Origin of the sequence: Xanthocytophaga agilis (genome assembly GCF_030068605.1) — a bacterium.
In the GTDB taxonomy this organism is placed as follows: Bacteria; Bacteroidota; Bacteroidia; order Cytophagales; family 172606-1; genus Xanthocytophaga; species Xanthocytophaga agilis.
The window spans coordinates 359,211-385,974 of the sequence record NZ_JASJOU010000009.1; the positions used below are offsets into that span (position 1 = coordinate 359,211).

The 26,764-nt window shown below is 39.0% G+C and carries 24 protein-coding genes; 14 read left to right on the top strand and 10 right to left on the bottom strand.

What is annotated here, in order from left to right; all coding sequences use genetic code 11:
- Positions 1-7 precede the first annotated feature (7 nt).
- On the top strand, positions 8-415 hold the full coding sequence (locus QNI22_RS24610) for an HAD family hydrolase (protein WP_314514607.1): 408 nt from the start codon (positions 8-10) through the stop codon (positions 413-415).
- Positions 416-511: 96 nt separating this feature from the next.
- On the opposite strand, the gene QNI22_RS24615 is transcribed toward QNI22_RS24610, so the two are convergent.
- The 3 genes from QNI22_RS24615 to rplS all read right to left on the bottom strand — a co-directional run bounded on the left by QNI22_RS24615 (position 512) and on the right by rplS (position 2,741).
- Positions 512-1,204, bottom strand: a complete 693-nt coding sequence (locus QNI22_RS24615) for a DUF3592 domain-containing protein (RefSeq protein WP_314514610.1) — start codon at positions 1,202-1,204, stop codon at positions 512-514.
- A 133-nt stretch (positions 1,205-1,337) separates the two neighbouring features.
- A complete protein-coding gene (gene dapF / locus QNI22_RS24620) occupies positions 1,338-2,123 on the bottom strand; it encodes a diaminopimelate epimerase (protein WP_314514614.1) in 786 nt (261 codons plus the stop codon).
- A 246-nt stretch (positions 2,124-2,369) separates the two neighbouring features.
- On the bottom strand, positions 2,370-2,741 hold the full coding sequence (gene rplS, locus QNI22_RS24625; protein WP_314514616.1) for a 50S ribosomal protein L19: 372 nt from the start codon (positions 2,739-2,741) through the stop codon (positions 2,370-2,372).
- 268 nt (positions 2,742-3,009) lie between these two features.
- Between rplS and QNI22_RS24630 the strand changes: the two genes are divergently transcribed.
- Together QNI22_RS24630 and map are read left to right on the top strand one after the other, a co-directional pair.
- Complete coding sequence (locus QNI22_RS24630; protein WP_314514620.1) at positions 3,010-4,515, top strand: glycine--tRNA ligase; 1,506 nt, start codon at positions 3,010-3,012, stop codon at positions 4,513-4,515.
- A gap of 614 nt (positions 4,516-5,129) precedes the next feature.
- Positions 5,130-5,894: a type I methionyl aminopeptidase gene (map, locus tag QNI22_RS24635; protein ID WP_314514623.1), complete on the top strand. Its 765-nt coding sequence runs from the start codon at positions 5,130-5,132 to the stop codon at positions 5,892-5,894.
- 507 nt (positions 5,895-6,401) lie between these two features.
- On the opposite strand, the gene QNI22_RS24640 is transcribed toward map, so the two are convergent.
- Complete coding sequence (locus QNI22_RS24640) at positions 6,402-7,445, bottom strand: LLM class flavin-dependent oxidoreductase (protein ID WP_314514625.1); 1,044 nt, start codon at positions 7,443-7,445, stop codon at positions 6,402-6,404.
- Positions 7,446-7,575: 130 nt separating this feature from the next.
- Between QNI22_RS24640 and QNI22_RS24645 the strand changes: the two genes are divergently transcribed.
- From QNI22_RS24645 to QNI22_RS24655, 3 genes are all read left to right on the top strand, one after another.
- Positions 7,576-8,511, top strand: coding sequence for a serine hydrolase (locus QNI22_RS24645; protein ID WP_314514627.1), 936 nt, complete (start codon positions 7,576-7,578; stop codon positions 8,509-8,511).
- Between the two features lie 444 nt (positions 8,512-8,955).
- The gene (locus QNI22_RS24650; RefSeq protein ID WP_314514629.1) at positions 8,956-9,495 is read left to right on the top strand and encodes a hypothetical protein; all 540 of its coding nucleotides are present in this window, start codon (positions 8,956-8,958) and stop codon (positions 9,493-9,495) included.
- Positions 9,496-10,062: 567 nt separating this feature from the next.
- Positions 10,063-10,476 (top strand): hypothetical protein, encoded by a 414-nt coding sequence (locus QNI22_RS24655; RefSeq protein ID WP_314514632.1) that lies wholly within the window; start codon positions 10,063-10,065, stop codon positions 10,474-10,476.
- A gap of 119 nt (positions 10,477-10,595) precedes the next feature.
- On the opposite strand, the gene trpS is transcribed toward QNI22_RS24655, so the two are convergent.
- From trpS to QNI22_RS24670, 3 genes are all read right to left on the bottom strand, one after another.
- Positions 10,596-11,567, bottom strand: a complete 972-nt coding sequence (gene trpS / locus QNI22_RS24660) for a tryptophan--tRNA ligase (protein WP_314514634.1) — start codon at positions 11,565-11,567, stop codon at positions 10,596-10,598.
- 77 nt (positions 11,568-11,644) lie between these two features.
- Positions 11,645-12,574 (bottom strand): DMT family transporter, encoded by a 930-nt coding sequence (locus tag QNI22_RS24665; protein WP_314514637.1) that lies wholly within the window; start codon positions 12,572-12,574, stop codon positions 11,645-11,647.
- Positions 12,575-12,682: 108 nt separating this feature from the next.
- Positions 12,683-13,762 (bottom strand): LptF/LptG family permease, encoded by a 1,080-nt coding sequence (locus tag QNI22_RS24670; protein WP_314514639.1) that lies wholly within the window; start codon positions 13,760-13,762, stop codon positions 12,683-12,685.
- Positions 13,763-13,935: 173 nt separating this feature from the next.
- Here QNI22_RS24670 and QNI22_RS24675 point away from each other — a divergent pair, with 173 nt between their 5' ends.
- From QNI22_RS24675 to pyrF, 5 genes are all read left to right on the top strand, one after another.
- Positions 13,936-15,000 (top strand): quinone-dependent dihydroorotate dehydrogenase, encoded by a 1,065-nt coding sequence (locus QNI22_RS24675; RefSeq protein WP_314514642.1) that lies wholly within the window; start codon positions 13,936-13,938, stop codon positions 14,998-15,000.
- A gap of 54 nt (positions 15,001-15,054) precedes the next feature.
- Entirely contained in the window at positions 15,055-15,495 is a 441-nt protein-coding gene (locus QNI22_RS24680) for a GNAT family N-acetyltransferase (RefSeq protein WP_314514644.1), read from the top strand.
- A 111-nt stretch (positions 15,496-15,606) separates the two neighbouring features.
- Positions 15,607-18,219 (top strand): FtsK/SpoIIIE family DNA translocase, encoded by a 2,613-nt coding sequence (locus QNI22_RS24685; RefSeq protein ID WP_314514649.1) that lies wholly within the window; start codon positions 15,607-15,609, stop codon positions 18,217-18,219.
- A gap of 126 nt (positions 18,220-18,345) precedes the next feature.
- Entirely contained in the window at positions 18,346-18,987 is a 642-nt protein-coding gene (lolA1, locus tag QNI22_RS24690) for an outer membrane lipoprotein periplasmic chaperone LolA1 (protein ID WP_314514652.1), read from the top strand.
- Positions 18,988-19,109: 122 nt separating this feature from the next.
- On the top strand, positions 19,110-19,925 hold the full coding sequence (gene pyrF, locus QNI22_RS24695) for an orotidine-5'-phosphate decarboxylase (RefSeq protein WP_314514655.1): 816 nt from the start codon (positions 19,110-19,112) through the stop codon (positions 19,923-19,925).
- Between the two features lie 73 nt (positions 19,926-19,998).
- On the opposite strand, the gene frr is transcribed toward pyrF, so the two are convergent.
- The 3 genes from frr to QNI22_RS24710 form a co-directional block, all read right to left on the bottom strand.
- Positions 19,999-20,559: a ribosome recycling factor gene (frr, locus tag QNI22_RS24700; protein ID WP_314514657.1), complete on the bottom strand. Its 561-nt coding sequence runs from the start codon at positions 20,557-20,559 to the stop codon at positions 19,999-20,001.
- A 68-nt stretch (positions 20,560-20,627) separates the two neighbouring features.
- Positions 20,628-21,344 (bottom strand): UMP kinase, encoded by a 717-nt coding sequence (gene pyrH / locus QNI22_RS24705; protein ID WP_314514660.1) that lies wholly within the window; start codon positions 21,342-21,344, stop codon positions 20,628-20,630.
- A 203-nt stretch (positions 21,345-21,547) separates the two neighbouring features.
- Complete coding sequence (locus tag QNI22_RS24710) at positions 21,548-22,021, bottom strand: acyl-CoA carboxylase biotin carboxyl carrier protein subunit (protein WP_314514663.1); 474 nt, start codon at positions 22,019-22,021, stop codon at positions 21,548-21,550.
- 164 nt (positions 22,022-22,185) lie between these two features.
- Here QNI22_RS24710 and QNI22_RS24715 point away from each other — a divergent pair, with 164 nt between their 5' ends.
- The 3 genes from QNI22_RS24715 to QNI22_RS24725 all read left to right on the top strand — a co-directional run.
- Positions 22,186-24,816 (top strand): M1 family metallopeptidase, encoded by a 2,631-nt coding sequence (locus QNI22_RS24715; protein ID WP_314514666.1) that lies wholly within the window; start codon positions 22,186-22,188, stop codon positions 24,814-24,816.
- A gap of 395 nt (positions 24,817-25,211) precedes the next feature.
- Positions 25,212-26,132 (top strand): sugar phosphate isomerase/epimerase family protein, encoded by a 921-nt coding sequence (locus QNI22_RS24720; protein ID WP_314035199.1) that lies wholly within the window; start codon positions 25,212-25,214, stop codon positions 26,130-26,132.
- 25 nt (positions 26,133-26,157) lie between these two features.
- Positions 26,158-26,764 (top strand): 3-keto-disaccharide hydrolase (locus QNI22_RS24725; protein ID WP_314514669.1); only part of this gene is annotated, 607 nt, incomplete at its 3' end.

The following is a 26,764-nucleotide window of genomic DNA, read 5'->3' on the forward strand; positions in this document are numbered from 1 at the left end:
TATTTGTATGCGCATCGCCTTTGATCTGGATGATACCTTACTCTGTTCCAGATACCGATTTCCGACAGAGTTGCCTACAAGATCTTTTTTTGCCAGAGTTATATCGTATGAACAACTGAGAGAAGGAACCAAAGAACTCTTTGAGTTTTGTAAAGCTCAAGGCTGGCAAACTTGGATATATACAACCTCCTATCGCACTCCAGGTTATATTCGTCGGATTTTCTGGCTTTACGGTATTCGATTGGATGGAGTTATTAACCAATCCATACATGAAAGAAAAGTTTCAGTTCGTAGCTCCAAATATCCACCTACGTTTGGAATAGATGTCCTGATTGATGATAGTAAAGGTGTCGAAATGGAAGGACAAAAATATTCTTTCAAGGTTTGTTGTATCAAAGTAAATGAAGAAAGCTAGGTTCAAAAGATAAAAAAGTTTTTGTTAGAGAGTCAAAATAGAAGTAATTAGAATACCCCATTTCCTCTGCTGGAATGGGGTACTATACATAAGCGATCAGGCTTCCTGTGGCAGAAAAGAAAGATCTACATAATGTCGCTTTTTAGGATTTTTGGGATCTATCAATACTTTTAACTGTGTCTGAGAAATATAAGGGGCAGGGTCAAACCAGATATTTTTACTTTGAAATACATAAACCTTATTAGATAAAGTATCTACCCATTGACAGTAGATAACAAAAGGATTTCGTCCATTAATTGTCAAATTAGTATTCAGTGATATAGAACTGAATTGCGCCTGAACGGACTCGCCATGTTGTTGTAACCATTCTGTATTTACTTTTTGCTTATAAATGGAGAAACCAACTGCTCCTCCTATTGTAGAGAACACCAGCCCAAGTCCTCCTAGAATAAGTGTAACACCCCACATCGAAAAGAAGTCAGGCAGCATAATATCAGTTGGATTCTCAGGATCATAGTACACTTTCACCGTTTCACCAATAGAATAAGCAGCAGGATTAGAACCTGTGTTTCCAGCAACGGTAAAAATATTTCCGGTCTGAGTTCTAAACTGAACCATCGGATAATATGTACCTCCTCCATCACTATCTCTGTGATAATTCAACTGAGTAACAATGCCTTCTGATGTCTCTGAATTTGTAATGAAATTTCGGGAATGGATAAGACTAAATACAGAACCAATTACTAGTGCCACACCGACACCTCCAAAGATATAGACGAATAGTTTCATAAATTAAGAGTTTGTCCATTAGTAACTGTTTAAGCTGAATGTAAACAATGACCACTCTTAACGAAAAAACGGGTTAACTTCTTCACCATGGAAAGAAATCAACCCGTTTACAACAATCTATACTGTTATAGAATCATATTTCAATCATACCCTCAAACACCTTCTCTGCAGGACCTATCAGATAAATATCTGTAAACTCCTGCTCTCCTACCTGATTAAAGGCCACCTGTAAATCTCCTCCTTTTGTACGAATCTGCACAGGACTTTTTAACTGATGAAAGTTGGCTGCCAGCGCACAGGCTGTCACACCCGTACCACAGGAATAGGTTTCATCTTCTACACCTCGTTCGTAGGTACGTACAAACAGACTATTGTCTGGCAGAAACTCTACAAAATTTACGTTTGTGCCTCCTTTGGGTCCAAAATAATCATTATAACGAATAGCACGTCCTTGTTTTACAACTTCCTCATGGGTCATCGCCTGCACCTGTTCCATAAAGGTGACGTAGTGAGGAGATCCCGTATTCAGGAAATCATATCCGGCTTCACGTTGTACATAGCGGACGTCATTCATCTTCAAATACACCAGATTATCCTTCACAGATGCTTCATGCAATCCATCGACAGCCTCGAAGGTAGTTGTCTCTTTAAAGATCCCTAATGCATGTGCAAACCGTACCAGACAACGTCCTCCATTGCCACACATACTACTGGCATTTCCATCTGAATTGAAGTACACCATTCGGAAATCATACTCCGGATGGTTCTGCAATAACATCAACCCATCTGCCCCTATGCCAAAACGACGATCACACAATTTGGCAACAAGTTCCTGACTTATTGGAAAGGTTTGTTTGCGGTCATCTATGATCACAAAGTCGTTTCCTGTCCCCTGATATTTATAAAAATGAAGCAACATAAAATCTGAAAAAAAATTTCGTACGCAAAGGTGCAAAATATTCCTGTAGACTAAAAATAAGCCAATTTTATCCAAAAGTCTGTATCCGGTAAAATATACATAATCAGTTTACTTCCTACAGAACTGGCTGGCTATGAGGCATATAAACAAAAAAACCGTCCATCAGACGGCTTCTTTGCTACTACAACTATGAAAACTATGCAAAAAACTTAGGTGAAATTTCCCAAATATACAAATATTTTTTTTCTATGCTTGCCCCACTACGGTTTTTTTCTCTTTAATACGAGCCGCTTTACCTTGCTTACCACGCAGGTAGAACAGACGTGCCCGACGCACTTTACCTTGACGAACCAGTTCAATCTTCTCAATACTTGGAGATAAAATTGGGAAAATACGCTCAACACCTATACCATTAGAAACTTTTCTTACAGTAAAAGTCTCTCCAGTAGTGCTGGTGTTGCGACGCTGAATCACAGTACCTTGGAATTGCTGAATACGCTCTTTGTTACCTTCACGGATTTTTACGTGAACATTTATAGTATCCCCAGCTTTAAACTCAGGAAAAGTAGCCTTGCGTCCTGTATATTCAGCCTCGATAGATTTAATAATCTCACTCATGACAAACAGTATATAAATATGTGAATAAAAACCTCCCTCCAAAAAAGGACTGCAAATTTAGGAAGGTTTTATCGATGCTCAAAATAATTCTGCAAAATAATTTCGCTGAACTGGGTTATGAATACCCTAAAATACAATAAAATGCCTGAAACACAAATATTGCTACTTTATTATTAGAATATGTTGTCGCAAAGTCTATAAATTTGCGCCCTATGTTTTCTTGGCAAAAGATACAATTGGTTTCGTAAACTACTAATTTTTTACATACATGCAAAAACCGCAAGCACAATCTACTACAGAAAGTACATTGCAAAAAATTATTTCACATGCCAAAGAGTATGGTTTTGTGTTTCCATCCAGTGAAATTTATGATGGTCTGGCTGCTGTATATGACTATGGTCAATACGGTGTGGAGTTGAAAAACAACCTGAAAGCGTTGTGGTGGAAAGCCATGACTCAGCTAAACGAAAATATTGTAGGGGTAGATGCGGCTATCTTCATGCATCCATTAACCTGGAAAGCATCTGGTCACGTGGATGGATTCAGTGATCCAATGATTGATAACAAGGACAGCAAAAAACGCTATCGGGCAGATGTGCTGATTGAAGATAAGGCAGCCGAATATGAAAAAGCAGGTGATGAAACCCGTGGACAAGACTTGCGTAATCGCCTGGCTCGTTTGCTGGAAGCAAATAATCTGGAAGGTGTACGTAATCTGATTCTGGAAGAAAAAATCGTTTGTCCAGTCTCTGGGACAGCTAATTGGACAGATGTGCGTCAGTTTAACCTGATGTTTTCTACTCAGATGGGTGCTGTGGCAGAAGATGCCGACACTATATACCTGCGTCCGGAAACTGCTCAGGGTATCTTTGTAAACTTCCTGAATGTACAAAAAACCGGCCGGATGAAAATCCCATTTGGTATCGCTCAGATTGGTAAAGCTTTCAGAAACGAAGTGGTAGCACGCCAGTTCATTTTCCGTATGCGTGAATTTGAACAAATGGAGATGCAGTTCTTTGTACGTCCTGGAACACAGCAACAATGGTACGAATACTGGAAAGAAACCCGTCGCAAATGGCATGAAGCATTAGGCTTGCCAGCTGCAAAGTTAAAGTGGCATGTTCATGAAAAATTAGCCTTTTATGCAGATGCTGCCGTTGATATTGAGTATGAATTCCCATTTGGTTTCAAAGAAATTGAAGGTATTCATTCTCGTACCAATCATGATTTGAGCAAACATCAGGAGTATTCGAAAAAGAAACAACAGTACTTCGATAATGATCTGGATGAAAATGGCAAGCCATATGGAAATTACATTCCCTATGTAGTGGAAACTTCTGTAGGTGCAGACCGTTTATTCCTGGCAGTATTGAGCAATGCCTATACAGAAGACGAAGGTGTAGATGCAGATGGCAATCCGAAAACACGTATCTTCCTGAAGTTTCACCCATCAATTGCACCTATCAAAGCAGCTATCTTCCCATTAGTAAAACGGGATGGTCTTCCTGAAAAAGCCAAAGCAATTCTGGAAGATCTGCGTTATGACTTTAATGTCATTTATGAAGAACGTGATGCGATTGGACGCAGATATACTCGTCAGGACCTGATTGGTACTCCATTCTGTATTGCAGTTGACTATCAAACCTTAGAAGATGATACAGTAACTATCCGTTACCGTGATACTACAGAACAAAAGCGTGTTCACATCAGCGAATTGCGTTCCATCATAAGTGAAGAAGTTTCCTTCAAACGTGTATTGGAGAAACTTAGCTAACTCTTAATTCTCCTTATAAAAAAGACCTAATCTGGATGGATTAGGTCTTTTTTATGGAAGAAAGCACACAGGAGAAATACCTTGTCTACTGCCCCCTATACTGTTCAATATGAGTTATCCCGAATTTTGAGGAAAAGATGTCATTGAAAAAGTAAGAACAATGGTTAGTTTACAAAGAGAGTTATGTTGACTTCAATCGTGTGTGGCAGTGTAGGTGCGTAGGGATAAAAATTCCGCGGGCCTAGCGTTAGCCCTGCGGGGCGAAGCTTTGGAATTTTTTGCCCTTTTTTGCTTCGTTTTTTGGGCAAGCAAAAAATGAAGAAGCCTAGGGAAGAGGAATGTAAGGGACTATCGACTAATCTAGGAAAAGAGATTTCTCAAAAGAATAGATGCTGGTTTTGTAAAACAAACTCTCATCCAAAATTCAGAATGACTTATGTAATTACAAATAGCTTTTGAACTGAATCTAGTTCATTTTTGGTTTTGAACAGAATAGTGGTCGTTTTTAATTTTGACCGTTATTTTGCTCATCTTCTGCTTTGAGCAGTATACTAATCAAATTAGACACTCATAATCTTTTCATTTTCCTTTTTTTTCAACAAACGTCCAGCCTTATGTCAATATCCAATGAGAGTGAATTAGCCGGAATGCAAAAAATCAGTGAAGTGGTAGGTATCACACTTCGTAAAATGCGGGAATATGCCAGACCAGGCATGTCAACCAAAGAACTGGACGAGTATGGCGGTTCACTTCTTTCGCACTATAATGCCCGATCTGCACCTAATCTTGCCTATGGATTTCCAGGTTGGACGTGTATTAGTGTCAACAATGAAGTAGCTCATGGGATTCCGTCAGAGAAAACCATATTGCAGGAAGGTGATCTGGTAAATATTGATGTATCTGCTGAATTGAATGGGTATTGGTCAGATAACGGAGGATCGTTTGTATTGGGACAAGATATTCACAATCACACCAATTTGGTAGAGGCTTCCCGCAAGATTTTATACAAGGCGATTCAACACATTCGGGGAGGGGTTAAAATCGCAGATATTGGAAACCTAATTGAAAAAGAAGCCCATATGTCAGGGTATAAAGTTATTCGGAATCTGGCGGGTCATGGCATTGGACGGAGCCTGCACGAAGAACCTAGTGATATTGTATGTTATTACGATCGGTTTAATAAAACCCGATTTAAAAAGAATTCAGTTGTGGCTATTGAAACATTCATTTCAACAAAAGCCTCCCATGCCTATGATAAAGGTGACGGCTGGACGCTGGTCACAAAGGATAAAAGCTTTGTGGCACAACATGAACATACTATTCTGATAACAGATGGGAAACCTATCATTTTAACGGAAGCAAACCATATCTGGAACTAACCTGTATTCTCTAGCAATATAGATGTGGAGGAGTAATAGGTATGGATTTATAACAAAAACATCCTTGCGTTTAATTCACGACAGCCGATTGTTTGCGGTGAATTCCGATCACTTTTGTTGGTTGCGGTGAATAATACGCAAGAGCCAGAGTGACCAGAGTTCTAGTCAAAAAAATTTTTGTCGTGAGTTATGCGCAAAACAAAAAATGATTGGAACTCCGGTCAAACTCAAAACTGCCGTGAGTTATGGTCAAAACCTTCTTTTATGGTGGGGCAACTGAGACAAACCCAAACAAGAGCCTTGCTGTGAACAATGCGCAAACTAAAAGTAATCGGAACTCCAGTTACAATTAAAACTGATTGGAGTTATATGCAAGTTGATCACTGATAAGTTGACCAGCCTTGTCTTCTTCAAAAAAGTTTTTGCATAGAACCACGTTCAGCTATCGGCAGCATAAAAGGAGTAGCTTAAAGAAGTCATATCCTCATGGACTATCTGATATATTTTCTAAGAAGAGAAACATTCAGCCTTTTCAACATAAGGAGTGAGTTCAAAGGCTTCTGCCAGTAATTCATAGGAGCGAATCCGGTCAGCGAAATCATAGGTAATGGTTGCAGCAACGATTTCATCTACCTCATAATCCATAGCCAGTTGCTCAATTTGTTGTTTTACCTGCTCAGGCGTTCCCGCAATCATCCGAGCTCTGTTAAACTGAATCCGTGACAGTTCAGCCTGTGTATACTGAATATTCTTTACCTCATCATAGGTACTTAATCCGGATCGTATACCTTTCTCTATACTCAGAAAACGCCAATCCATAACAGCCTGTAATTCTCTAGCCTTTTTTTCGGTATCAGCACAGAGCACAAATATTCCTACAGTGGCGTATGGTTGTGCAAACTGATCTGAGGGACGAAAACTTTCCCGATAAGCCTTTACTGCCTGAGGTCCACCAACTGGATTAATAAACTGTGCAAAAGACAATGCCATACCAAAATGTGCAGCAACCAATCCACTATGTCCACTGGAAGTAAGCATCCACAAATGGGGTACAGTATCTGCGATAGGAATAGCCCTGATATGTGCCTGTACAGAAGCCGGATCTGAAGAATCAGTGAGAAAACCCTGTAAATCTACAATCTGTTGGATAAAATCCTGTTCGCTAAATGTATTAGAAGGGTTAAGTAAACTGGATGTAATACGATCTCCACCAGGAGCTCTACCCAATCCCAGGTCGATACGTCCGGGAAACAATGTTTCCAGCATCCGAAAGTTTTCGGCTACTTTTAGTGAACTGTGATTAGGAAGCATAATACCTCCAGATCCTAAACGTATGTGTTTTGTCTCTCCTGCCAGATGAGCAATCAATACTTCTGGTGCAGATCCTGCCAAACTGGTAATATTATGATGCTCAGACACCCAATAGCGGGTATATCCTAACCTATCAGCCAGACGAGCTAGTTCTATAGTTTCTTTGATAGCCTGCGATGCAGTGCCACCAGCTCTGACAGGTGACTGATCCAGTACACTTAGTTTAATCTTTTGTCCCATGTCTCCTCAACACTTCATACGTTAAAATAGTTGAGTCTTTTACTTTCCTCTCACCATATGTATTTCAGATTCATTTTTAGGTACAGCCAGATGTAGCTATATTTGGATACATCCCTTTTAAACAACCATTATGAAATCCAAAATTATTTTATTGTCTCTTTTCCTTAGTCTCTGTTTACCTATTTGCCTATTGGCTCAAACTAGCAAGCCAAAGAATGACCCTATTTTACAAAAGAAATTATCCGATGCAGTAAAGGACTTCAAAGGAACAGTAGGAATATATGTTCGAAATCTGAAAACTGGTCAGACAGCCTATCTGAATGCAGATAGCATTTTTCCTACAGCCAGCATGATCAAAGTGCCGATTACCATTGGCATCATGGATAAAATCGAAAAAGGAGAACTTCACTACCATGACAAACTTGTATACAAAGATTCGCTACTATATGCAGGAGAAGATATTCTGGGGTCGTTTAAAGACAGTTCTGTTATTACCTTAAGCAAAGTAATGATGCTGATGATTACGACTAGTGACAATACAGCCAGTCTATGGTGTCAGTCCTTGGCAGGAACAGGAACTGCTATCAATAAAATACTTGAAGACTACGGATTTCGACATACCCGCGTAAACTCCCGAACACCAGGCAGAGAGAATGCACGAAAAGTTTATGGCTGGGGGCAAACAACACCAAGAGAAATGGCTGATTTGCTTGTTAATATTCGGGAAGGCAAACTCATTAGTCCGGCAGCTAGTGAACGCATCTACCGCAATCTGACTCGAATTTACTGGGACGAAGAAGCACTTTCCGAAATTCCTCCTTATATACAGGTAGCCTCAAAACAAGGGGCTGTCAATGAATCCCGCTCAGAAGTTGTCTTGGTCAATGGCCCTTCCGGTGATTATGTCTTTTGTATAATCACAAAAAATCTACAGGATACAAGCTGGAAATACACTAATGCAGGATATGTACTAATACGAAATATATCACGCCTATTGTGGAATTACTTTGAACCTACCTCAGACTGGAAACCGGCCTCTGGGTTAGAAAAATATTATGCAGATTAATATTTCTCTACTAGTTATCTAGTGAAAATAGACAAGGATTCGGGAATTCTTTCGTGTGTATAAATCATTCAAAAAAGATAACCTTCTTTGCTTTAATCAGCCAAAAAAGATTAAAATCTCCATATACCATCAATAAATAAGCCAAATAATATATATGGATCTATTTATGAACATGAGTTAATTTTTTGATAATCAAAATATTACTATATACAATTAAAAAACATGTAGTTAATCTGATAAACCTACTTAATAATCGCTATAAGAAACTAAAAGGTGATTATTAAGTAGGTTTATTTATTTCAATTATCATTTATTACATAGAGTTTCTGCCTCATTTTCAGAGCTTTTTTTATACATCAGCTCAGTCTGTTACTTTTGTTTTAATGTTAAAATTTCCTAACACTAAATCAATTTAAACAGTTACTATTAAACTATTATCTCACTATGAAAAAGGGTTACTTATTTATTCAACTAGCTATTCTTGCCTTTGTACTTATCGGGTTCTCTTCTTGTAAGAAAGATGATGAAGTACCTGCTAATGTCATTGAAGATCAAAGTGGTGTTAAGGTAGAATTACAATGGCTAATTGCAACAACCAATTCTACTCAGTCAACCTCTCTCTCTGACACAGATTTGGACTTCTATTTGTATAAACAACCTGCGATTGAAATTTCAGGTAACAACACAAATATCATGTTAAGATCTTATAATGAAGATTCTTATGAATCATTCACTTTAAATGATTTAACGACGTTAGAAGATGAAACAAAACTTGTAGATGGTACATATGTACTAGGTGTAAAAGTATATTCATCTTATACAAATGGGACACTTGATATAGTAACAACAGGGGTATCTACTAATAAAACGTATAAGATAAACTCTACCTATACTGCTTCTCAGGAAGGAACTACTATTCGTCCTTTTGCAACAATTACTAAGTCAGGCTCTAAATATACCATTAAAAGTGTAAGTGCCAACTAATAGCATATCCAATTAATAAATACCCTAAAACAACAAAGCCTTCACTAGAAGGCTTTGTTGTTTTAGGGTATTTATTTTTGAATCTATTTCCTCATAGAAAGTAATTTTAGTTTAAAAGACTCTCTGTTTTAAAAGTAATGTTTTTTAATTAATCCATCCATCTAGTTATTCACTCCTTCTATCCTTTTTTTATACCACTTACCCTAAAATCTTTAATAAACAGGGTTACAGCTGCATCATATAGCCATAAATATTCAAAACAGGTTGAAGATTGGATCTGAACTCTGAAGCAAAATATAAACAATGTGTCCGAAAACGAACAAGTAATCTTGAAACCGGACAGAAGCGAAAAAGTAAGGAAATTAAAAAACCTTGAAATTAAGCTAAAAACAAAGATTCTTATGAATTGGCACAGAGATTGGAAAACATCTATTACCGAAAGCAACTATGAAAACTTTAAAATACTCTTTTAAAAATTATTTTACAACTATGAAAGCTGACACTAGTATCTCTTTAAATTCAAACACTACTATCTCAACTACAACTAACAATTTAACAACTACAACTATGAAAACTCAGGTAACTAACAATCGTCTTCGTTTCGCTATCCGTAAAGCTGTCTTAACATTGGTTGCAGCCGTTGCAGTAGCAGCTACTCAGGTAACTTTTGGTGCTACAGGTCCAGAGCCAGCAGCAGCCGGATCATTGCAGTCAACAGTGTTCCAACTACCAAACTCTCTGAAATTTAAAACAATCATAGCAGCCAATAATAATAACAAAGTGTTTATTACTATTCTTAATGCTAAAAACGAAGCTATTTACTCAGAAGTAACGAAAAACAATTCTAGCTATATCCGGACATTTGACTTCAGTACATTAGCAGATGGAGAATATACTTTTCAGATTTCTAATGGTAAAGAAACTCAAAGCAAAACATTCAAGATTGAGACTACTACAGCTCGTGTAGTAAATCTTAACTAAGATATTAAAAATAAAGGTTTATAAGTGATTTATTAACAGGAAAGTTTGATTGGTTCCTAACAAAACAGCTGTCATGGGCATCCACGACAGCTGTTTCATTTTCAACAGGTTTCACTATCTTATATATACCCTAATACCTTTCTTACTTTATCCAATGTATGGACAGCAATTTCCTTAGCCTTCTCTTCTCCCTTCTGAAGTTCTTTTTCCAGTTCGAGTAAATTCTCCATGTAATAGGCAAATTTGCGACGTGGCTCTTCGAAAACAGACAGCATCACAGCATGTAGTTCCTGTTTGGCGTGGCCATATCCAAAGTTTCCAGCCAGATATTTTTGCCGTAAGGCCTCTGTTTGTTCTGATGAAGCAATTAGGGAATACAACTTAAATACAATGTCCGTATCCGGATTCTTGGGTTCTTCTAATGGAGTGCTATCCGTCTTGATTGTCTTTATTACCTTCAGTAATTCTTTCTCTGGCAGAAAAATATCAATATAGTTATTATAGGATTTACTCATTTTCTGTCCATCAACACCTGGAATTACCATTACATCCTCGCTAATCTTTGCCTCAGGTACAACAAAAACCTCACCATGCTGATAATTAAATGTATTAGCGATATTCCGGGTGATTTCAAGATGCTGTTGCTGGTCTTTTCCAACAGGAACATAATTGGCATCATATAATAGTATATCAGCTGCCTGTAAGATGGGATAAGTAAACAATCCGACATTGGCACTGGTTTCGGCTCTACCTGACTTTTCTTCAAATGCGCCTGTATACATCCAGTTCATAGGTGTATAACAATTCAGAAACCATGCTAACTCGGTATGAGCAGGTACTCTTGACTGTCTCCACAAAACATTTTTCTCGGTATCAAATCCACATGCAAGCCATGCGGCAGCAATGGCATATGTATATTCTTTTCGTTTTTCTCCGTCTTTTAGCGAAGTCAGCGAATGCAAATCAGCAATAAAGAAAAATGATTCGTTCTCCGGTTGGCTGGAAAGCTTGATTGCAGGTGCAATCGCTCCCAGAATGTTTCCCAGATGGGGACGACCAGAAGATTGAATGCCTGTAAGAATGCGAGACATAAAATAGAAAGATATATAATTACTAGGAAGCAAAATGCGGCACAAAAATGATACTATTTTCTCGTTATCCCAACGACTCAGACATTTTGCGTTAGATTCTTTGTTTGAAATCTTTTTAGTAACGGATAAATCAAGACTGCCAGTAAGATGATAGCGGTACCAGCATAAAATCCAGGGGTCATTCGCTCCTTTTCTCCAAAGATTAATACTGCCAGAACAATTCCATATACAGGTTCTAGATTAATAGTCAGATTAATTGCAAATGGGGTAAATTTACGTAACAAGCTCACTCCCATTGAATACGCATATACTGTACACACCCAGGCAAGTAGTACAATCCATAACCAGTCCCATGCTACAGGAATCAGATTGATGGGTTCTCCCTTGTAGAAAAGTACAGAAAAAACAGGCAGCAAGACTGAGGCACTCAAACAAGCACCCATCATTTCATAAAAAGTAACTACCTGCGCATCATATATATGAGCAAATCTGGAATTAATCACAGAAAATAAAGCAGCCAGCATAGCAGAAACTACAGCCATTCCTAATCCCAATGCATGAGTAAACTCAAAACGAAAAACGACATATAAGCCTGCTATGGCAATTATTCCCAGACCTATTTCCAGCAATCTAACTTTACGACGTTGTACTAGCGGCTCCAATAAACTAGTCCACAGTGATCCGGTTGCCATGCCAGCCAGACATACCGACACATTAGCCACTCTTGCTGCAGCAAAAAATAAAATCCAGTGAAGGGCAATTACACCTCCGGTCAATAAGAATTGAACAGTAACAGACGATCCTACTCTTACCTCTTTCTTTTTATAGACACAAATAATTCCTAACAAAATAGAAGCCAGCAATGTACGATATACAACCAACTCCACAGCAGGAATTGTTATCAATCGGCCAAGAATAGCAGTAAATCCCCAGATAATGACCAGAAAATGCAACTGTAGATAGTCCTGTAGTGATGGAGTTCCAGATGTACCAGGAGATTCTTGCATAGATTATTTATTGTGAAAATATTTTACCATAACTGTATAGCTAAAAGCCAAAAAAGAACCCCTCAACAGAGAGGGGTTTCCAATATATCTCATGAAAGAAATCAGATACTACCTTGGAACAACAAAATACAAGATAAAGCTCAAGACCGCAAATATAAAGTTCGGAATCCATACAGCCACCATAGGTGGAATAGAACCAATCTGCGCCAGTGTTTTACCCATAATAAAGATCAGAATGTATGCGAAAGCCAGTACAAACCCAAATGCAATCTGGAAACCAACACCTTGCCGACTTTTTCGGGCAGATACAATTACCCCCATCATAGTCAGAATCATAATGGCAAACGGACTGGTAAAACGCAGATACTTTTCAATCTGATAAATCTCTACTCCATCATCTCCCCGTTTAATTAATTCTCCAATCAGGTCTTCCAGTTCTGTCAGGGTATAGGTTTCATATTGCATGTAGTTGTTGCCAAAATCGGCAGGCACCAGATTAGGAACAATGGTATCTTTCTGTATTCCAGAAGAAATTGTCTCTTTCAAACCATCGAAGGTATGAATGCGATAATCTGTCAGCTTCCATTTATTCTTTTCAGGAATCCAGGTAACCGATTGAGCAAAAAGCTTTGCTTTCATTTCGGTTCCTATAATTTTCTCTTCTGTGAATCGATAGCCTATATCACGACTGTTATCATAGCTTTCTAAGTATACATACAGATCTGGTGCAACCTTACGATGAATATTTCGTCCACTGAAATAAAACTGGTCTTTGGTATATTTTTTCTCAAATGCCAGTCTCGTTTTATTTGCATTCGGGATCACCCACCCAGTAAAGTAGAAAATCATTGCGCCTACCACACAAGAACCAATCAGATAGGGAACTAGTACTCTTCGAAAGCTTACCCCACTACTGAGTATGGCAATTATTTCTGTACGCGCAGCCAGCTGTGCCGTCACAAATACAGTCGCAATAAAAACCGTAATCGGACTCAACAAGTTGGCATAGTATGGAATAAAATTCAGATAATAATCAAAAATAATAGCTTTTAATGGCGCATTCCGTTTGATAAAATCATCCATTTTCTCCACTAAGTCAATCACCACAATAATCGCCATCAGAATCCCTACTACAAATATAAATGTGGAGAGATATTTCTTAATAATATACCAGTCAAGGATTTTCATTCGAATCGTATAGTCTATCTGAAAACACAAATGTAAATCTAAATTTCCTCAAAAATAATACCGGGCTATTTTGTACCATACCAAAATAGTGCTGTTTTTAAAAATATCAGCTTTTTCTCAAAAGCTGATCACACACCCATCAATAAACACAAAGGAATATTATCTTTGCAGGCATGTACAAATATGTTCTCCAACCCCTCTTCTTCTTACTGGATGCAGAAAAAGCGCATCATACTGTTTTTAATCTGGTTAAGTTCTTATTCCGGATACCTTTGGTACCATCTATCTTCCGGGGACTGTATCATATAGCCCATCCCAAACTGGAAAGAGAACTATTTGGTATTCGTTTTCCCAATCCAGTGGGTATTGCGGCAGGCTTCGACAAAAATGCCGAACTAATCACCGAACTGGCAGATCTGGGGTTTGGATTTATTGAAATCGGAACGGTTACTCCCCTTGCTCAACCAGGTAATCCTAAACCCCGCATGTTTCGTCTTAAGGAAGACAAAGCATTGATTAATAGAATGGGCTTCAATAACGAAGGTGCACAGGCAGCAGCAACCCGTATCCGAAAAATTCGCAAAGCAGAAGCACAAAACCCTCAACGTAAACGGGTAATTATAGGCGGGAACATTGGAAAGAATAAAGATACACTAAACGAAAATGCCGTTAAAGACTACGAAATCTGTTTTGACGTTTTATTTGATGAAGTAGATTACTTTGTAGTAAATGTAAGTTCACCTAATACACCTGGCCTAAGGGATTTACAGGATAAAGAACCGTTAATGAACTTATTACAAACCTTACAAGATAAAAATTATCGTAAGCCAACACCTAAACCAATCTTATTGAAGATAGCGCCAGATTTAACAGAAAAAATGCTGGACGACATTATTGATATTGTACAGCAAACCAAAATTGCCGGTGTAATTGCAACCAATACAACGATTAGCCGTTCAGGCTTACAATCAGATCTTTCAGCTATACCTAGCCCTGAGGCTGGAGGAGTAAGTGGACAGCCACTTACCAAACGAGCCACAGAAGTAATACGTTACCTGCATCAAAAATCCGGAGGAACATTTCCTATTATTGGTGTGGGTGGTATTGCATCTCCAGAAGATGCACAGGAGAAACTGGCAGCGGGTGCTTCACTGATTCAGTTATATACAGGATTCATCTATGAAGGGCCGGGCATTGCCAAGAAGATTAATCGGGCAATCCTAAAAAATAATATGTAATTTTGTTTATATCAGAAGAGCACAAACCAACATACACAAACCGAAACCAAATCTATGCAACTTGAAAATGGTGAGTACACCATCAGTACAGACAAAACCAGATTGGATATTCCTTTAATCCATCATTTTCTGAGTACGAAATCTTACTGGGCCATTAATATTCCCTATCAGACCGTTCAAAAATCTATTGAGAATTCACTTTGTTTTGGTGTATATCAGGGGAAACAACAGGTAGGTTTTGCACGTGTCATTACAGACTTTGCCACAGTTGCCTATTTAGGCGATGTATTCATACAGGAGGAATACCGAAAAAATGGTTTATCCAAATGGCTGGTAGAAACGATAACTTCTCATCCTGAATTGCAGGGTCTTCGCCGGTGGGTATTACTTACATCAGATGCACATACACTTTATGAAAAATACGGATTTAAAGTAGCTGCCCGTCCCGAAAACTGGATGGAAAAGCACAATCCGGATGTATATAAAAATCTATAATAGCTCTTTTGATGACAATGGATCTCTTTATAGAAAGATAGATTTCAAAGAATATTTTAATACTATATAACAAACTTCTTTTTGTAGAAAAAGATTTTGGAGTGAGGACAGATGGCAAAAAACACTTACAACAAGTCAGGCAATAACGGAAACTCTTATCGCAAAGAGAAAGAGCCTGAAGAGAAAAAAAGCACCCCCAAACGTCGTGGAAACAACCGTTGGGAACGAATGACAGCAGCCTTTAGTGATCCCCGAATGAAGCTTTCACTCGGTCTGTTGCTACTGTTTCTATCATTTTTTCTCTCGATTGCATTCATTTCGTATTTGTTTACAGGCAAAGCAGACCAAAGCATGGTAGGATCAGTCAACGAAACCCCTATTCGTGAAGCTGGAGCCGAAACCGAAAACTGGCTGGGGGTTACAGGAGCATTCCTGGCGCACTGGCTTATTTATAAATGGTTTGGTATAGCAGCCTTTCTGCTTATTCCTATCCTGTTTCTTGGTGGATACAAAATTGTATTCAAACGTGAGTTGTTCCCGATTGGACGGATGACTCAATTTTCCTTGTTTACAGCCATCTGGCTTAGTTCGTTGTTAGGTTATTTGGTTCTGACAACTCAACAACAGGAGTGGCTAGGCTTTTTGAGTGGTGGGATAGGATACGAATTAGCCTCGTTTAGCCATGATCTGCTGGGATGGGGCACTCTCCTGCTAATTGCCTTTGCACTGGTGGTATTTATCATTTACTTCTTTAATGTTACAACGATTCGCAGCTTCAATGTAAAAATCAATGAAACGATTCGTGAAATTGAAGAAGCTGGAAAAGAAGAGGTACATATACCTGAAGTTCCTGTTGTAGTGCCAAGCCAATGGAATAGCATCCCTACGAACAATGATCCGGATTTGGCAAAGTTTGCTGTGGCAGTAGATAAGGTAGAAAAGATAGCTGTAGAAAAACCAGAGGTGGAACCAGTTGGACAGTCTATGCATTTTGAAACCAACCTTACCACACCTAAACGGGATATTCCCCGCAAGCCGACAACAGAAGTCGCATTTAGCATTGAACAACCCAATATAGCAGATATACCACTTACAACAGGAAGTCCGATCAAAACGGAGATACCTTTTAAGATAGAAGACTCGCTTCCAATCACAGAGAATATTCCTGTCCTTCCATTTGATAAGGATGCTCTTCCTCCAGACTTGCCTAACTATGACCCAACATTGGATCTGGCACATTACCAATATCCATCATTAGATCTGTTGGACGAACAACCTATAGAAAAAGCCCATGTGTCTGTTGAAGAACTGGAAGCGAATAAAGATAAGATTGTTGAAACCTTAGGCCACTATGGAATAGGGATTGCCTCAATCAAAGCAACCATTGGACCAACCGTAACACTGTATGAGATCATTCCGGAAGCGGGTATCCGGATCTCGAAGATCAAAAGTCTGGAAGATGATATTGCACTTAGCTTAGCGGCTTTGGGTATACGTATTATTGCTCCGATTCCAGGTAAAGGAACCATCGGTATTGAGGTTCCAAATAAAAAGCGGGAAATGGTGAGTATCAAGTCTGTTATGCTATCACCAGCCTTCCAGAAAAGTGACAAGGATTTACCCGTTGTGATGGGAAAAACTATCTCAAATGAAGTCTTTGTAACGGATCTTTCCAAGATGCCACACTTGCTGATGGCAGGAGCTACTGGTCAGGGTAAGTCTGTGGGATTAAATGTTGTGCTGGCTTCATTAATTTACAAAAAACATCCTTCGGAGCTCAAGTTTGTTCTTGTTGACCCTAAAAAAGTAGAATTAACTCTATTTAATAAAATAGAACGCCATTTCCTGGCAAAGCTTCCAGGTGATGAAGATGCCATCATTACAGATACAAAGAAAGTTGTTCATACATTGAATTCGCTTTGTGTAGAAATGGACCTTCGCTATGACCTATTGCGGGATGCAGAATGCCGGAATCTGAAAGAATATAACACAAAGTTTGTGACACGTCGGTTAAATCCGGAGAAAGGGCATCGTTTTTTACCCTATATCGTATTGGTAGTTGACGAGTTGGCAGATTTGATGATGACAGCAGGAAAAGAAGTAGAACAACCTATTGCGCGTCTGGCCCAATTAGCCCGTGCTATTGGTATTCACTTAGTTGTTGCAACTCAGCGTCCATCTGTTAATGTTATTACTGGTATTATCAAAGCGAACTTTCCGGCACGTTTATCGTTTAAGGTTACATCAAAGATTGACTCACGTACAATCCTGGATACAGGTGGTGCAGATCAGCTAGTTGGCCAGGGAGATATGTTGTTAATGATGGGTTCGGAAATTATTCGTTTACAATGTCCTTTTGTAAAAACAGAAGAAGTAGAGAGAATCTGTGATTTCGTAGGCGGACAACGGGGGTATCCAAATGCCTATCAGCTTCCTGAATTTGAGGGTGATGACAGCGGAGGAAAAGAAGAAATAGACCTGGCAAACCGGGATTCCATGTTTGAAGAGGCTGCCCGGATTATTGTTCAGCATCAGCAGGGAAGTACTTCACTATTACAACGTCGTCTGAAACTGGGGTATAACCGTGCAGGCCGGTTAATTGACCAGTTAGAAGCCGCAGGTATAGTAGGTCCGTTTGAAGGTAGTAAAGCACGCGAAGTACTTATCTCAGATGAATACTCACTGGAACAACTACTAAACAAAATGAATGATGATAGGAAATAAAAGCCAACTTTTAGTACCTGTTAAAATAACGGCAAGCTTTTTGTAACACAAATAATATATCTAACTAAACCAATTCACTACTTTCTTATCTAACGTAGTATATTTGCGCAGTAAAACTCGAAAAAAATGAAACGTTTATTCTTATTCGCAGTGAGTGTATGGATGAGCTTCTCGGTAGCTCAGGCACAAAACAATGATCCTAAAGCTGGGGAGATATTAGAAGCAATGAGCAGTAAATATAAATCTGTTAAAGGCTTCAAAGCGACTTTTTCCTATTCTATGGAAAGCCCAGGTAGTGGTATAAAAGAGAACGCAACAGGCGAAATTGTTGTTAAAGACAGCAAATTTTATCTGAAACTAGGTAGCCAGGAAGTAATAAACAATGGTAGTACTGTATGGACCTATTTGAAAGATGCTAATGAAGTAACTATTACAGATTACGAACCAGATGAAGATGATATTACACCATCTAACATCTATAACGTGTATAAAAAAGGCTACAAATATACGTTGGTAGCCAAAGAAAGTAACAAAGTAGATGATGTAATTGATTTGACTCCTGATAATAAAAACAGTCAGGTAAATAAAATCAGAATAATCGTTAACAAAAAAGACAAAAGCATTAAAAGCTTTAAGACATTTGAAAGAAATGGTAATAAATATAACTATACTATTACCAATTTTACTCCTACAGCTGTAGATGATAAGACTTTTGTATTTGACAAAACAAAATACAAAGGAGTAGAAGTAGAAGACCTACGTAACTAATCCGGGGTGCTCTCCATAATAAATAGTAATATTATTCTGAAAAAGTCCGGTCGCAACGCCGGACTTTTTATTTTTGTGGCAACGTTTTTTTTAAGTTCAGTAGATAACATCCAAGTAGCAACATGAATAAATCAGACTTATTTCGCCACATACAACAAAAACAGTCATACCTATGTGTAGGATTGGATACAGACATCCAGAAAATTCCTTCCCATTTACAACGTACCAGCGACCCTATTTTTGAATTCAATAAACAAATTATAGATGCTACAGCTGATTATTGTGTTGCCTATAAACCCAATATAGCCTTCTATGAAGCACATGGAGCCAAAGGCTGGGAAAGCTTGCAAAAAACGATAGAATATATTCCCAAAGAGTTTTTTACGATTGCAGACGCCAAGCGGGGAGATATTGGCAATACATCCGGACTCTATGCAAGGGCATTCTTTGAACAGATGAATTTTGATTCTATTACGGTAGCACCGTATATGGGAAAAGATTCTGTAGAACCATTTCTGGCATTTGAAGACAAATGGGTCATACTTCTTGCCTTAACATCCAATACAGGCAGTCACGACTTTCAGACGCTTCCACTAAAAAGTAGCCAGCCTCTTTTTGAGCAAGTTATTGAAACCTCTCAGAAATGGGCAGGTGCTGATAAAATGATGTATGTCATTGGTGCTACCCAAGCAGAACAGTTTGGACGTATCCGACAACTATTACCAGGTCATTTTTTGCTCGTACCCGGCGTAGGTGCTCAGGGAGGGGATCTGGAGGAAGTATCCCGTATCGGACTAAATAAAGAATGTGGACTACTGGTAAATTCGTCCCGTTCTATTCTATATGCATCTTCAGGTGAAGACTTCGCCAGCCAGGCTGCTGCTGAAGCGCAAAAACTACAACAGCAAATGGCAACAATGCTGGCAAAATATTGTTAATTACCTCATTGCTATACATACAAAGAGCCAGTATACACTGGCTCTTTGTATGTATCCATAGATCGAAATACCATCAGATAGTCATTATTTCGGCTTCTTTCTTTGCAGACAACTCATCAGCTTTAGCAATATACTGATCAGTCAATGCCTGTACCTTCTCCTCAGCACGTTTGATATCATCTTCAGAGGCACCTTCTTTTAATAATTTCCGTAAGGCCTCATTCGTTTCTTTCCGCACGTTACGAATACTTACTTTACCACTTTCCACTTCATTCCGTGAACGTTTTACCAACTCTTTCCGGCGTTCCTCACTCAAGGGAGGAATGTTAATCCGAATCATTTCTCCATCATTCTGCGGATTCACCCCCAGATCACTATTACGGATTGCTTTTTCTACCTCGCCAATCATCTTTTTGTCAAATGGCTTAATAGCAATAGTTCGGGCATCTGGTGCAGTTACAGATGACATCTGATTCAGAGGGGTAGGACTACCATAGTATTCTACCACAATACCATCAAGCATATTGGTTGTAGCCCGGCCTGCGCGGATACGGGATAGTTCTATGATTGTATGCTGCATGGATTTTTCCATATCAGTTTTGGCCTCATCCAGATAAAACTGTATCTCTTCCATTTTTATTAGTTATAAATTTAAAAACCAGGTTTTAAGTCCTTGTATAAGTAATTTGCAATGATAGTTAGTTATTCTCCGTTCATGGTCACTAAGGTACCTACATCTTTTCCACTTACCAGATCAAACAGGTTACCAGCTTTATTCATATCAAATACAATGATAGGAAGGTTATTTTCCTTGCAAAGTGTAAAGGCAGTCATGTCCATGATATTAAGCCCTTTTGCATATACCTCTTCAAACGAAATATGTGCATAGCGGGTTGCTGTGGGGTCTTTTTCAGGATCAGCTGTATAAATCCCATCTACACGGGTTCCTTTCAACACTACATCGGCTTCGATTTCGATAGCCCGTAAGCTGGCAGTAGTATCTGTCGTGAAATAAGGGTTACCAATCCCTGCCCCAAAGATTACAGTACGACCTTTTTCCAGGTGACGTACAGCCCGACGACGAATAAAAGGCTCACATACCTGATCAATACGAATACCAGACATTAACCGTGTGTAAATACCATGACTCTCCATAGAACTCTGTACAGCCATAGCATTAATCACAGTAGCCAGCATCCCCATATAATCTCCCTGAACACGATCAATGCCAGAGTTTTCACCATCCACACCTCTGAAAATGTTACCACCTCCAATTACAATAGCCACTTCCACACCTGCATCTACTACTTTTTTAACTTCCAGTGCATATTGGGTTAACCGTTTAGAATCAATACCATAGCCTTGTTCACCGGCCAGAGCTTCGCCGCTTAGTTTCAGTAGAATCCGTTTGTATTTCATTCGATCAATTAGTTTTGACCTGTGAGGTCTGGAATGACTTAAGATGAAGTAAGAGATAATAAGGTTGCAGAATAGCTTCCAATAAAGCCGCGCAAAGATAATAAAAAAGTTGAAAGTCGGTTGCGTGTTTTTTAATGGGCAGAAAAAGGTAATTTCTTTCTATTGCTATCTGTCATCCTGTATCAAAAAAATAAGTAAGAACGTTAGAAGGAAAGTAAAATCTGATTTTTCTCTACAGTTTCTCCTTTCTTTGCCTTGATTAACTTTACGACGCCATCTGCTGGGGCTTTTATAATATTCTCCATCTTCATTGCTTCAAGAATAATCAGAGGATCGCCTTTCTGAACCGACTGTCCTTCCGTTACCTTGATATCCAGAATCAAGCCCGGCATAGGAGCTTTCAGTTCTTTAATCTGTTTATTGCTTCCATTGCCCATACCAAGCCGCTGTAATAACAGATCAAATTTATCCTGGGCTTTCACTTCATATACCTGCCCATTCACTTTTACAGCAAAGGTTTTCTCTGCATAGTCAGCCTTTACTACTTCTACATTATAGGAATGATTATCTTTGAGAATATGGAAGATCCCCGGATGGGTCTCCATAAGATCCATATCCTGTGCTGCATTTTCATTCAGTTCAAATGTATGTTGGCTGTTAACGACAATTTTCAGCATAAAATCGGTTTTCCTGTTGATAAAAAGATAGATAAACGCATTACTTGTCTGTCTATATGACATTTTCCGAAGCTATAGACACATTTTTTCTATTTTAGGCAGTGGTTTGGCTTTGGTCTTCAGTCTCCTTACTATATTTACGCCAAATAAATGAAAGAAATCCAATGCACAAAAAACTGTTTGTTACAATCAGCTTTCTATCGCTGATTTTTTATTTTGACGCCTGCAAATCTTCACAACAACCTTCCGCTTCTACCAAAGAAACGCAATCTGATACAGCAGCTATTGACTCGGTGGCATCTGCCGTAATTGATTCAGCGGAAGCCGAAGAGAAAAAAGAACCAGAGGAAATGTATCCTTATCAACCCGAACGTACGCGCAAACACGACTTGCTTCACACACGCCTGGATGTACGATTTGACTGGAACAAACAACACCTGCTGGGAACCGCGACACTTACACTTAAACCTCATTTCTATACACAGGACTCTTTGTATCTTGATGCCAAAGGATTTGATATACAAAGTATTGATTTACTGGAAGCAGGAAAAGCTATCCGACTTCACTATGGCTATGACCAAAAAATCATAGGAATAAAACTGGCTAAGCCTGTAACACGAAATGATAAGTTTACAATACAAATCAAATATGTAGCCAAACCCAATGATTTACCCAAAGGAGGTAGTGCGGCTATTACAGAGGACAAAGGATTATATTTTATCAATCCGGATGGCAAAGATCCCAATAAACCCCGTCAGTTATGGACACAGGGGGAAACTCAGGCTTCTTCCTGCTGGTTTCCGACTATTGACTCACCTAACGAACGCTGTACAGAGGAAATTTATATCACTGTTGACAAAAACTATGCAACACTGTCCAATGGGCTTCTGATCTCATCCAAACAAAATTCGGATGGTACGCGTACCGATTATTGGAAACAAGATAAACCACATGCACCCTATTTGTTTATGATGGCTGTAGGTGATTTTGCAGTAGTTAAAGACAAGTGGAACAATATTGAACTTAGCTACTGGGTCGACAAATCGTACGGCAAATATGCCAAAGATATTTTTGGCCGTACACCAGAGATGCTTACGTTCTTCTCCAAAGTACTGGATTATCCCTATGCATGGGACAAATTTGCTCAGGTGGTTGTGCATGATTATGTATCAGGAGCTATGGAAAATACCACAGCTGTAGTATTTGGAGATTATGTACAAAAAGATGACCGCGAACTTATTGACGACACTAATGATGATGTGATTGCCCATGAAATGTTTCATCATTGGTTTGGGGATCTGGTAACCTGCGAATCCTGGTCTAACTTACCTCTTAATGAGTCGTTTGCTACTTATGGGGAGTATTTATGGATCGAACACAAACAAGGTCGGAATGAAGCAGATTACCATTTGCAGGCAGATCAGGAACAGTATCTGGCAGAAGCAGAAGGCAAACAGGAATCACTGATTCGCTATTATTATGCAGATAAAGAAGACATGTTTGATGCTCATTCCTATCAGAAAGGAGGGCTTATACTGCATATGCTTCGCAAATATGTAGGAGACGAAGCCTTTTTTAAATCATTGAACCTGTATCTGAAACGTAATGCTTTCACTAAAGTAGAAATTCATGACCTGCGCAAAGCATTTGAAGAAGTAACAGGAGAAGATCTAAACTGGTTTTTTGATCAATGGTTTCTGACTGCAGGTCATCCTAAAGTAAAAGTAGCCCATCAATATGCCAATGGAAAAGTGCAGCTACAGGTAAGCCAATCTCCTAGCGATGAAGATGTATCTCAAGTTTACCGCCTTCCAGTGCAGGTAGAAATCTGGACTGGAGGTAAAAAGACTACACATGAAATCACCATCAATCAATCTGAGCAGGTATTCGAGTTTCCGGCAGCAGCCAAACCAGACCTTGTTTTGTTTGATGCAGAAACGCAACTTCTAGCAGCTCAGGTTACTCATCCTAAATCAGAAAGTGAACTGGTATATCAGTATTATCATTCAGACAAGTTTCTGGCTCGGTATGAATCATTCAATGAATTGTTTAAAATCCTGACAGACGAGGAAGAAGAGGATGCTGAAACAAAATCCAAAACCCCTGCTCTGAGTAGCAGAAGTCAGGCTATACAACAATTAGCCAAAGATGCCCTAAACGACAAATCATGGGTAATCCGCCAAATGGCAGTGCGAAACATTCCGTCAGAAGTCAGCCCTGATTTTGAGACGCTGGCTAAAAAGATTGCAATACAGGACACCCGTTCGTATGTTCGTGCAGAAGCCTTGGGCAAGCTAATCAAATGGCAGGCAGATAAATACCAGGATGTATTCCGCCAGGCACTTGCCGACAAATCCTATTATGTAGTAGCCACAGCCCTTATTGGCTATCTGCGCACCCAACCTGCTGATGCTGAGCAACAACTGGCTAGTTTCAGGAAGTATACCAACAATGACATTGTATTGGCTCTGGCATCTTATTACTCACAAACAGGCAATCCGGAACTATTTGATTGGTTTACAGAGAAATTCAATCGTACAGATATGAACTTCCTGTATCCATTCACCCAACTATATGGAGACTATCTGCAAAAACAATCTAGAGATGTTCAGAAAAAAGGTATCAGCTATCTGGAAAACATTGCCCGTAACTCCAGCAATGAATTTGTACGCTTTAATGCCTATCAAACATTGGGATTGTTTGAAGAAGTTGAAGGTGTAAAGGAAATACGCAATGATATTCGTTCGAAAGAGACTAGTCCCAAACTGAGGGAATTTTACGATAATATGAAATAACAACGTAGAATAACATATAGACAACGCCCTTTTCATCTGGAAGAGGGCGTTGTTTTTTTATATAACTGGCTCCTTATAAAATTACACTCTGAAACTCCGCTATTTATCCAATAAAAAATAATAATTTTAATAAATCATTTGTTGTTTACAGGATAATTGCAATTTTTAGTATTCAATTGTCCAATACACCTGTTTTTCTCATTTAGCGAAATCAAAGGTTTGGTAAAAATGTAGCAAAACAGACTACATACTATGGATAAAGGTGAAAACCGTTAAAACTATTCTTTTACCAGCAAATCATGCACTAAGAGACAAAAGGTAGTAATTCACTATACAGTATATTTTTTAGAATCTTTCATAGTCTAAGTTTATTTAATTCATACCCTTCATTACCCATGACACTTCAATCTATTTCCCGTAGAAATTTTCTGAAACAGGCAGGACTATACACCGCAGTAGGTGCTATATCGCCGTCCCTGCTTGCAGCACCCAAACCTTTGTATTCATTTGCCTGCTCAGCCATTACCTGGAATGGAAACGATAAACAAGCTATTCAGGATATTTCTTCATTGGGGCTTACAGGAATTCAGATACGAGCCAATTCATACAAAGAGTATAAAGATAAGGTTGACGAACTAAAAGCACTGTTGACACAGCACAAACTCCAGCTAGCCATGTTTTCAAGTGGCAACGTAGATATAGATCCGGCAGTAGAGAAAAGCCAGTTGGAGATGCATGTGAATCATGCCCGTTTTGTAAAAGCTTTGGGAGGTCATGCGATCCAGCTTACCAACAGCTCCCGTCCTAAAGATCGCCAGCCAACTACTGAGCAACTCAAGCGATATGCTCAGCTTTTGAATGAAGTAGGTAAACGGGCAGCAGATGAAGGTATACAAGCTGTGTATCATAATCACATGCACCAGTTAGGAGAAACACCTCAAGAAGTAGATATTATTCTTCAAAATACCAATCCCAAGTATATCAAATTCCTGTTAGACATTGCCCATTACTGGCAAGGAGGCGGAGATCCGGCTAAAGCAGCCCGTGACTATAAAAGTATCTTACACACTCTACATATTAAAGATGTAAAGCGTCCTAATCCGAATCATACAGACGATCCCAAATCGTATCAGTTTGTAGAATTAGGCCAGGGAAATATGGATCTGCCAGCCTTTTTCTCAACATTGAATGATATTAAGTTCAAAGGATGGGCTGTGATAGAACTAGATTCAGTACCTGATCCCTCCCGAACAGCATTGCAATGCAACAAAATCAGTAAAGAGTATCTGCAATCAAAAGTAGGTGCTCAGTTTTAATATACGCTATACTCCCTAATTCACTATGTATCTTATCAACGGCATTAAAATCACTGTATTCTCATTGAGTGTTATCAGCATGTTTTCCTGTTCTTCTAATGAAAAAAAGGAAGAAGATACAACACAGGCAGCTGCTGATACAGTAACACAAACGACCACGGCCTCCAACGATTCTTTTAATCAGCTAACAGAACAGGAAACCAAAGAAGGATGGAAATTATTGTTTGACGGAAAAACAACGAATGGCTGGCGCGGAGCTTATATGACAACATTTCCAGAAAAAGGCTGGACAGTAAAAGATGGGACACTCACTGTGGAAGCATCAGATGGAGCAGAGTCCCAACATGGAGGGGACATTGTGACAAATGATGAGTATACCAATTTTGACCTTCGTTTTGAATTTAAATTAACAGACAGTGCCAATAGTGGTGTTAAATATTTTGTAGTAGAACAACAACCTAAACCCAAAGGGTCTGCTTTTGGACTTGAGTTTCAGGTACTGGACGACGATAAACATCCGGATGCTAAAAAAGGCCGAGATGGCAATCGTACAGTTGGTTCCTTGTATGATCTGATCACAGCCAAAGATAAAGCTGCAAAGCCTATAGGCGAGTGGAATGAAGGCCGTGTAC

What these genes read in the sequence shown, in the direction of transcription:
- QNI22_RS24615 (WP_314514610.1), bottom strand. Translation starts at nt 1,204, where the DNA reads ATGAAACTATTCGTCTATATCTTTGGAGGTGTCGGTGTGGCACTAGTA.
- QNI22_RS24655 (WP_314514632.1), top strand. Translation starts at nt 10,063, where the DNA reads ATGAAAACTCAGGTAACTAACAATCGTCTTCGTTTCGCTATCCGTAAA.
- QNI22_RS24675 (WP_314514642.1), top strand. Translation starts at nt 13,936, where the DNA reads ATGTACAAATATGTTCTCCAACCCCTCTTCTTCTTACTGGATGCAGAA.
- QNI22_RS24650 (WP_314514629.1), top strand. Translation starts at nt 8,956, where the DNA reads ATGAAAAAGGGTTACTTATTTATTCAACTAGCTATTCTTGCCTTTGTA.
- QNI22_RS24645 (WP_314514627.1), top strand. Translation starts at nt 7,576, where the DNA reads ATGAAATCCAAAATTATTTTATTGTCTCTTTTCCTTAGTCTCTGTTTA.
- QNI22_RS24685 (WP_314514649.1), top strand. Translation starts at nt 15,607, where the DNA reads ATGGCAAAAAACACTTACAACAAGTCAGGCAATAACGGAAACTCTTAT.
- QNI22_RS24710 (WP_314514663.1), bottom strand. Translation starts at nt 22,021, where the DNA reads ATGCTGAAAATTGTCGTTAACAGCCAACATACATTTGAACTGAATGAA.
- dapF (WP_314514614.1), bottom strand. Translation starts at nt 2,123, where the DNA reads ATGTTGCTTCATTTTTATAAATATCAGGGGACAGGAAACGACTTTGTG.
- pyrF (WP_314514655.1), top strand. Translation starts at nt 19,110, where the DNA reads ATGAATAAATCAGACTTATTTCGCCACATACAACAAAAACAGTCATAC.
- frr (WP_314514657.1), bottom strand. Translation starts at nt 20,559, where the DNA reads ATGGAAGAGATACAGTTTTATCTGGATGAGGCCAAAACTGATATGGAA.
- QNI22_RS24610 (WP_314514607.1), top strand. Translation starts at nt 8, where the DNA reads ATGCGCATCGCCTTTGATCTGGATGATACCTTACTCTGTTCCAGATAC.
- QNI22_RS24720 (WP_314035199.1), top strand. Translation starts at nt 25,212, where the DNA reads ATGACACTTCAATCTATTTCCCGTAGAAATTTTCTGAAACAGGCAGGA.
- QNI22_RS24630 (WP_314514620.1), top strand. Translation starts at nt 3,010, where the DNA reads ATGCAAAAACCGCAAGCACAATCTACTACAGAAAGTACATTGCAAAAA.
- trpS (WP_314514634.1), bottom strand. Translation starts at nt 11,567, where the DNA reads ATGTCTCGCATTCTTACAGGCATTCAATCTTCTGGTCGTCCCCATCTG.
- map (WP_314514623.1), top strand. Translation starts at nt 5,130, where the DNA reads ATGTCAATATCCAATGAGAGTGAATTAGCCGGAATGCAAAAAATCAGT.
- QNI22_RS24680 (WP_314514644.1), top strand. Translation starts at nt 15,055, where the DNA reads ATGCAACTTGAAAATGGTGAGTACACCATCAGTACAGACAAAACCAGA.
- pyrH (WP_314514660.1), bottom strand. Translation starts at nt 21,344, where the DNA reads ATGAAATACAAACGGATTCTACTGAAACTAAGCGGCGAAGCTCTGGCC.
- QNI22_RS24715 (WP_314514666.1), top strand. Translation starts at nt 22,186, where the DNA reads ATGCACAAAAAACTGTTTGTTACAATCAGCTTTCTATCGCTGATTTTT.
- QNI22_RS24670 (WP_314514639.1), bottom strand. Translation starts at nt 13,762, where the DNA reads ATGAAAATCCTTGACTGGTATATTATTAAGAAATATCTCTCCACATTT.
- lolA1 (WP_314514652.1), top strand. Translation starts at nt 18,346, where the DNA reads ATGAAACGTTTATTCTTATTCGCAGTGAGTGTATGGATGAGCTTCTCG.
- QNI22_RS24640 (WP_314514625.1), bottom strand. Translation starts at nt 7,445, where the DNA reads ATGGGACAAAAGATTAAACTAAGTGTACTGGATCAGTCACCTGTCAGA.
- rplS (WP_314514616.1), bottom strand. Translation starts at nt 2,741, where the DNA reads ATGAGTGAGATTATTAAATCTATCGAGGCTGAATATACAGGACGCAAG.
- QNI22_RS24665 (WP_314514637.1), bottom strand. Translation starts at nt 12,574, where the DNA reads ATGCAAGAATCTCCTGGTACATCTGGAACTCCATCACTACAGGACTAT.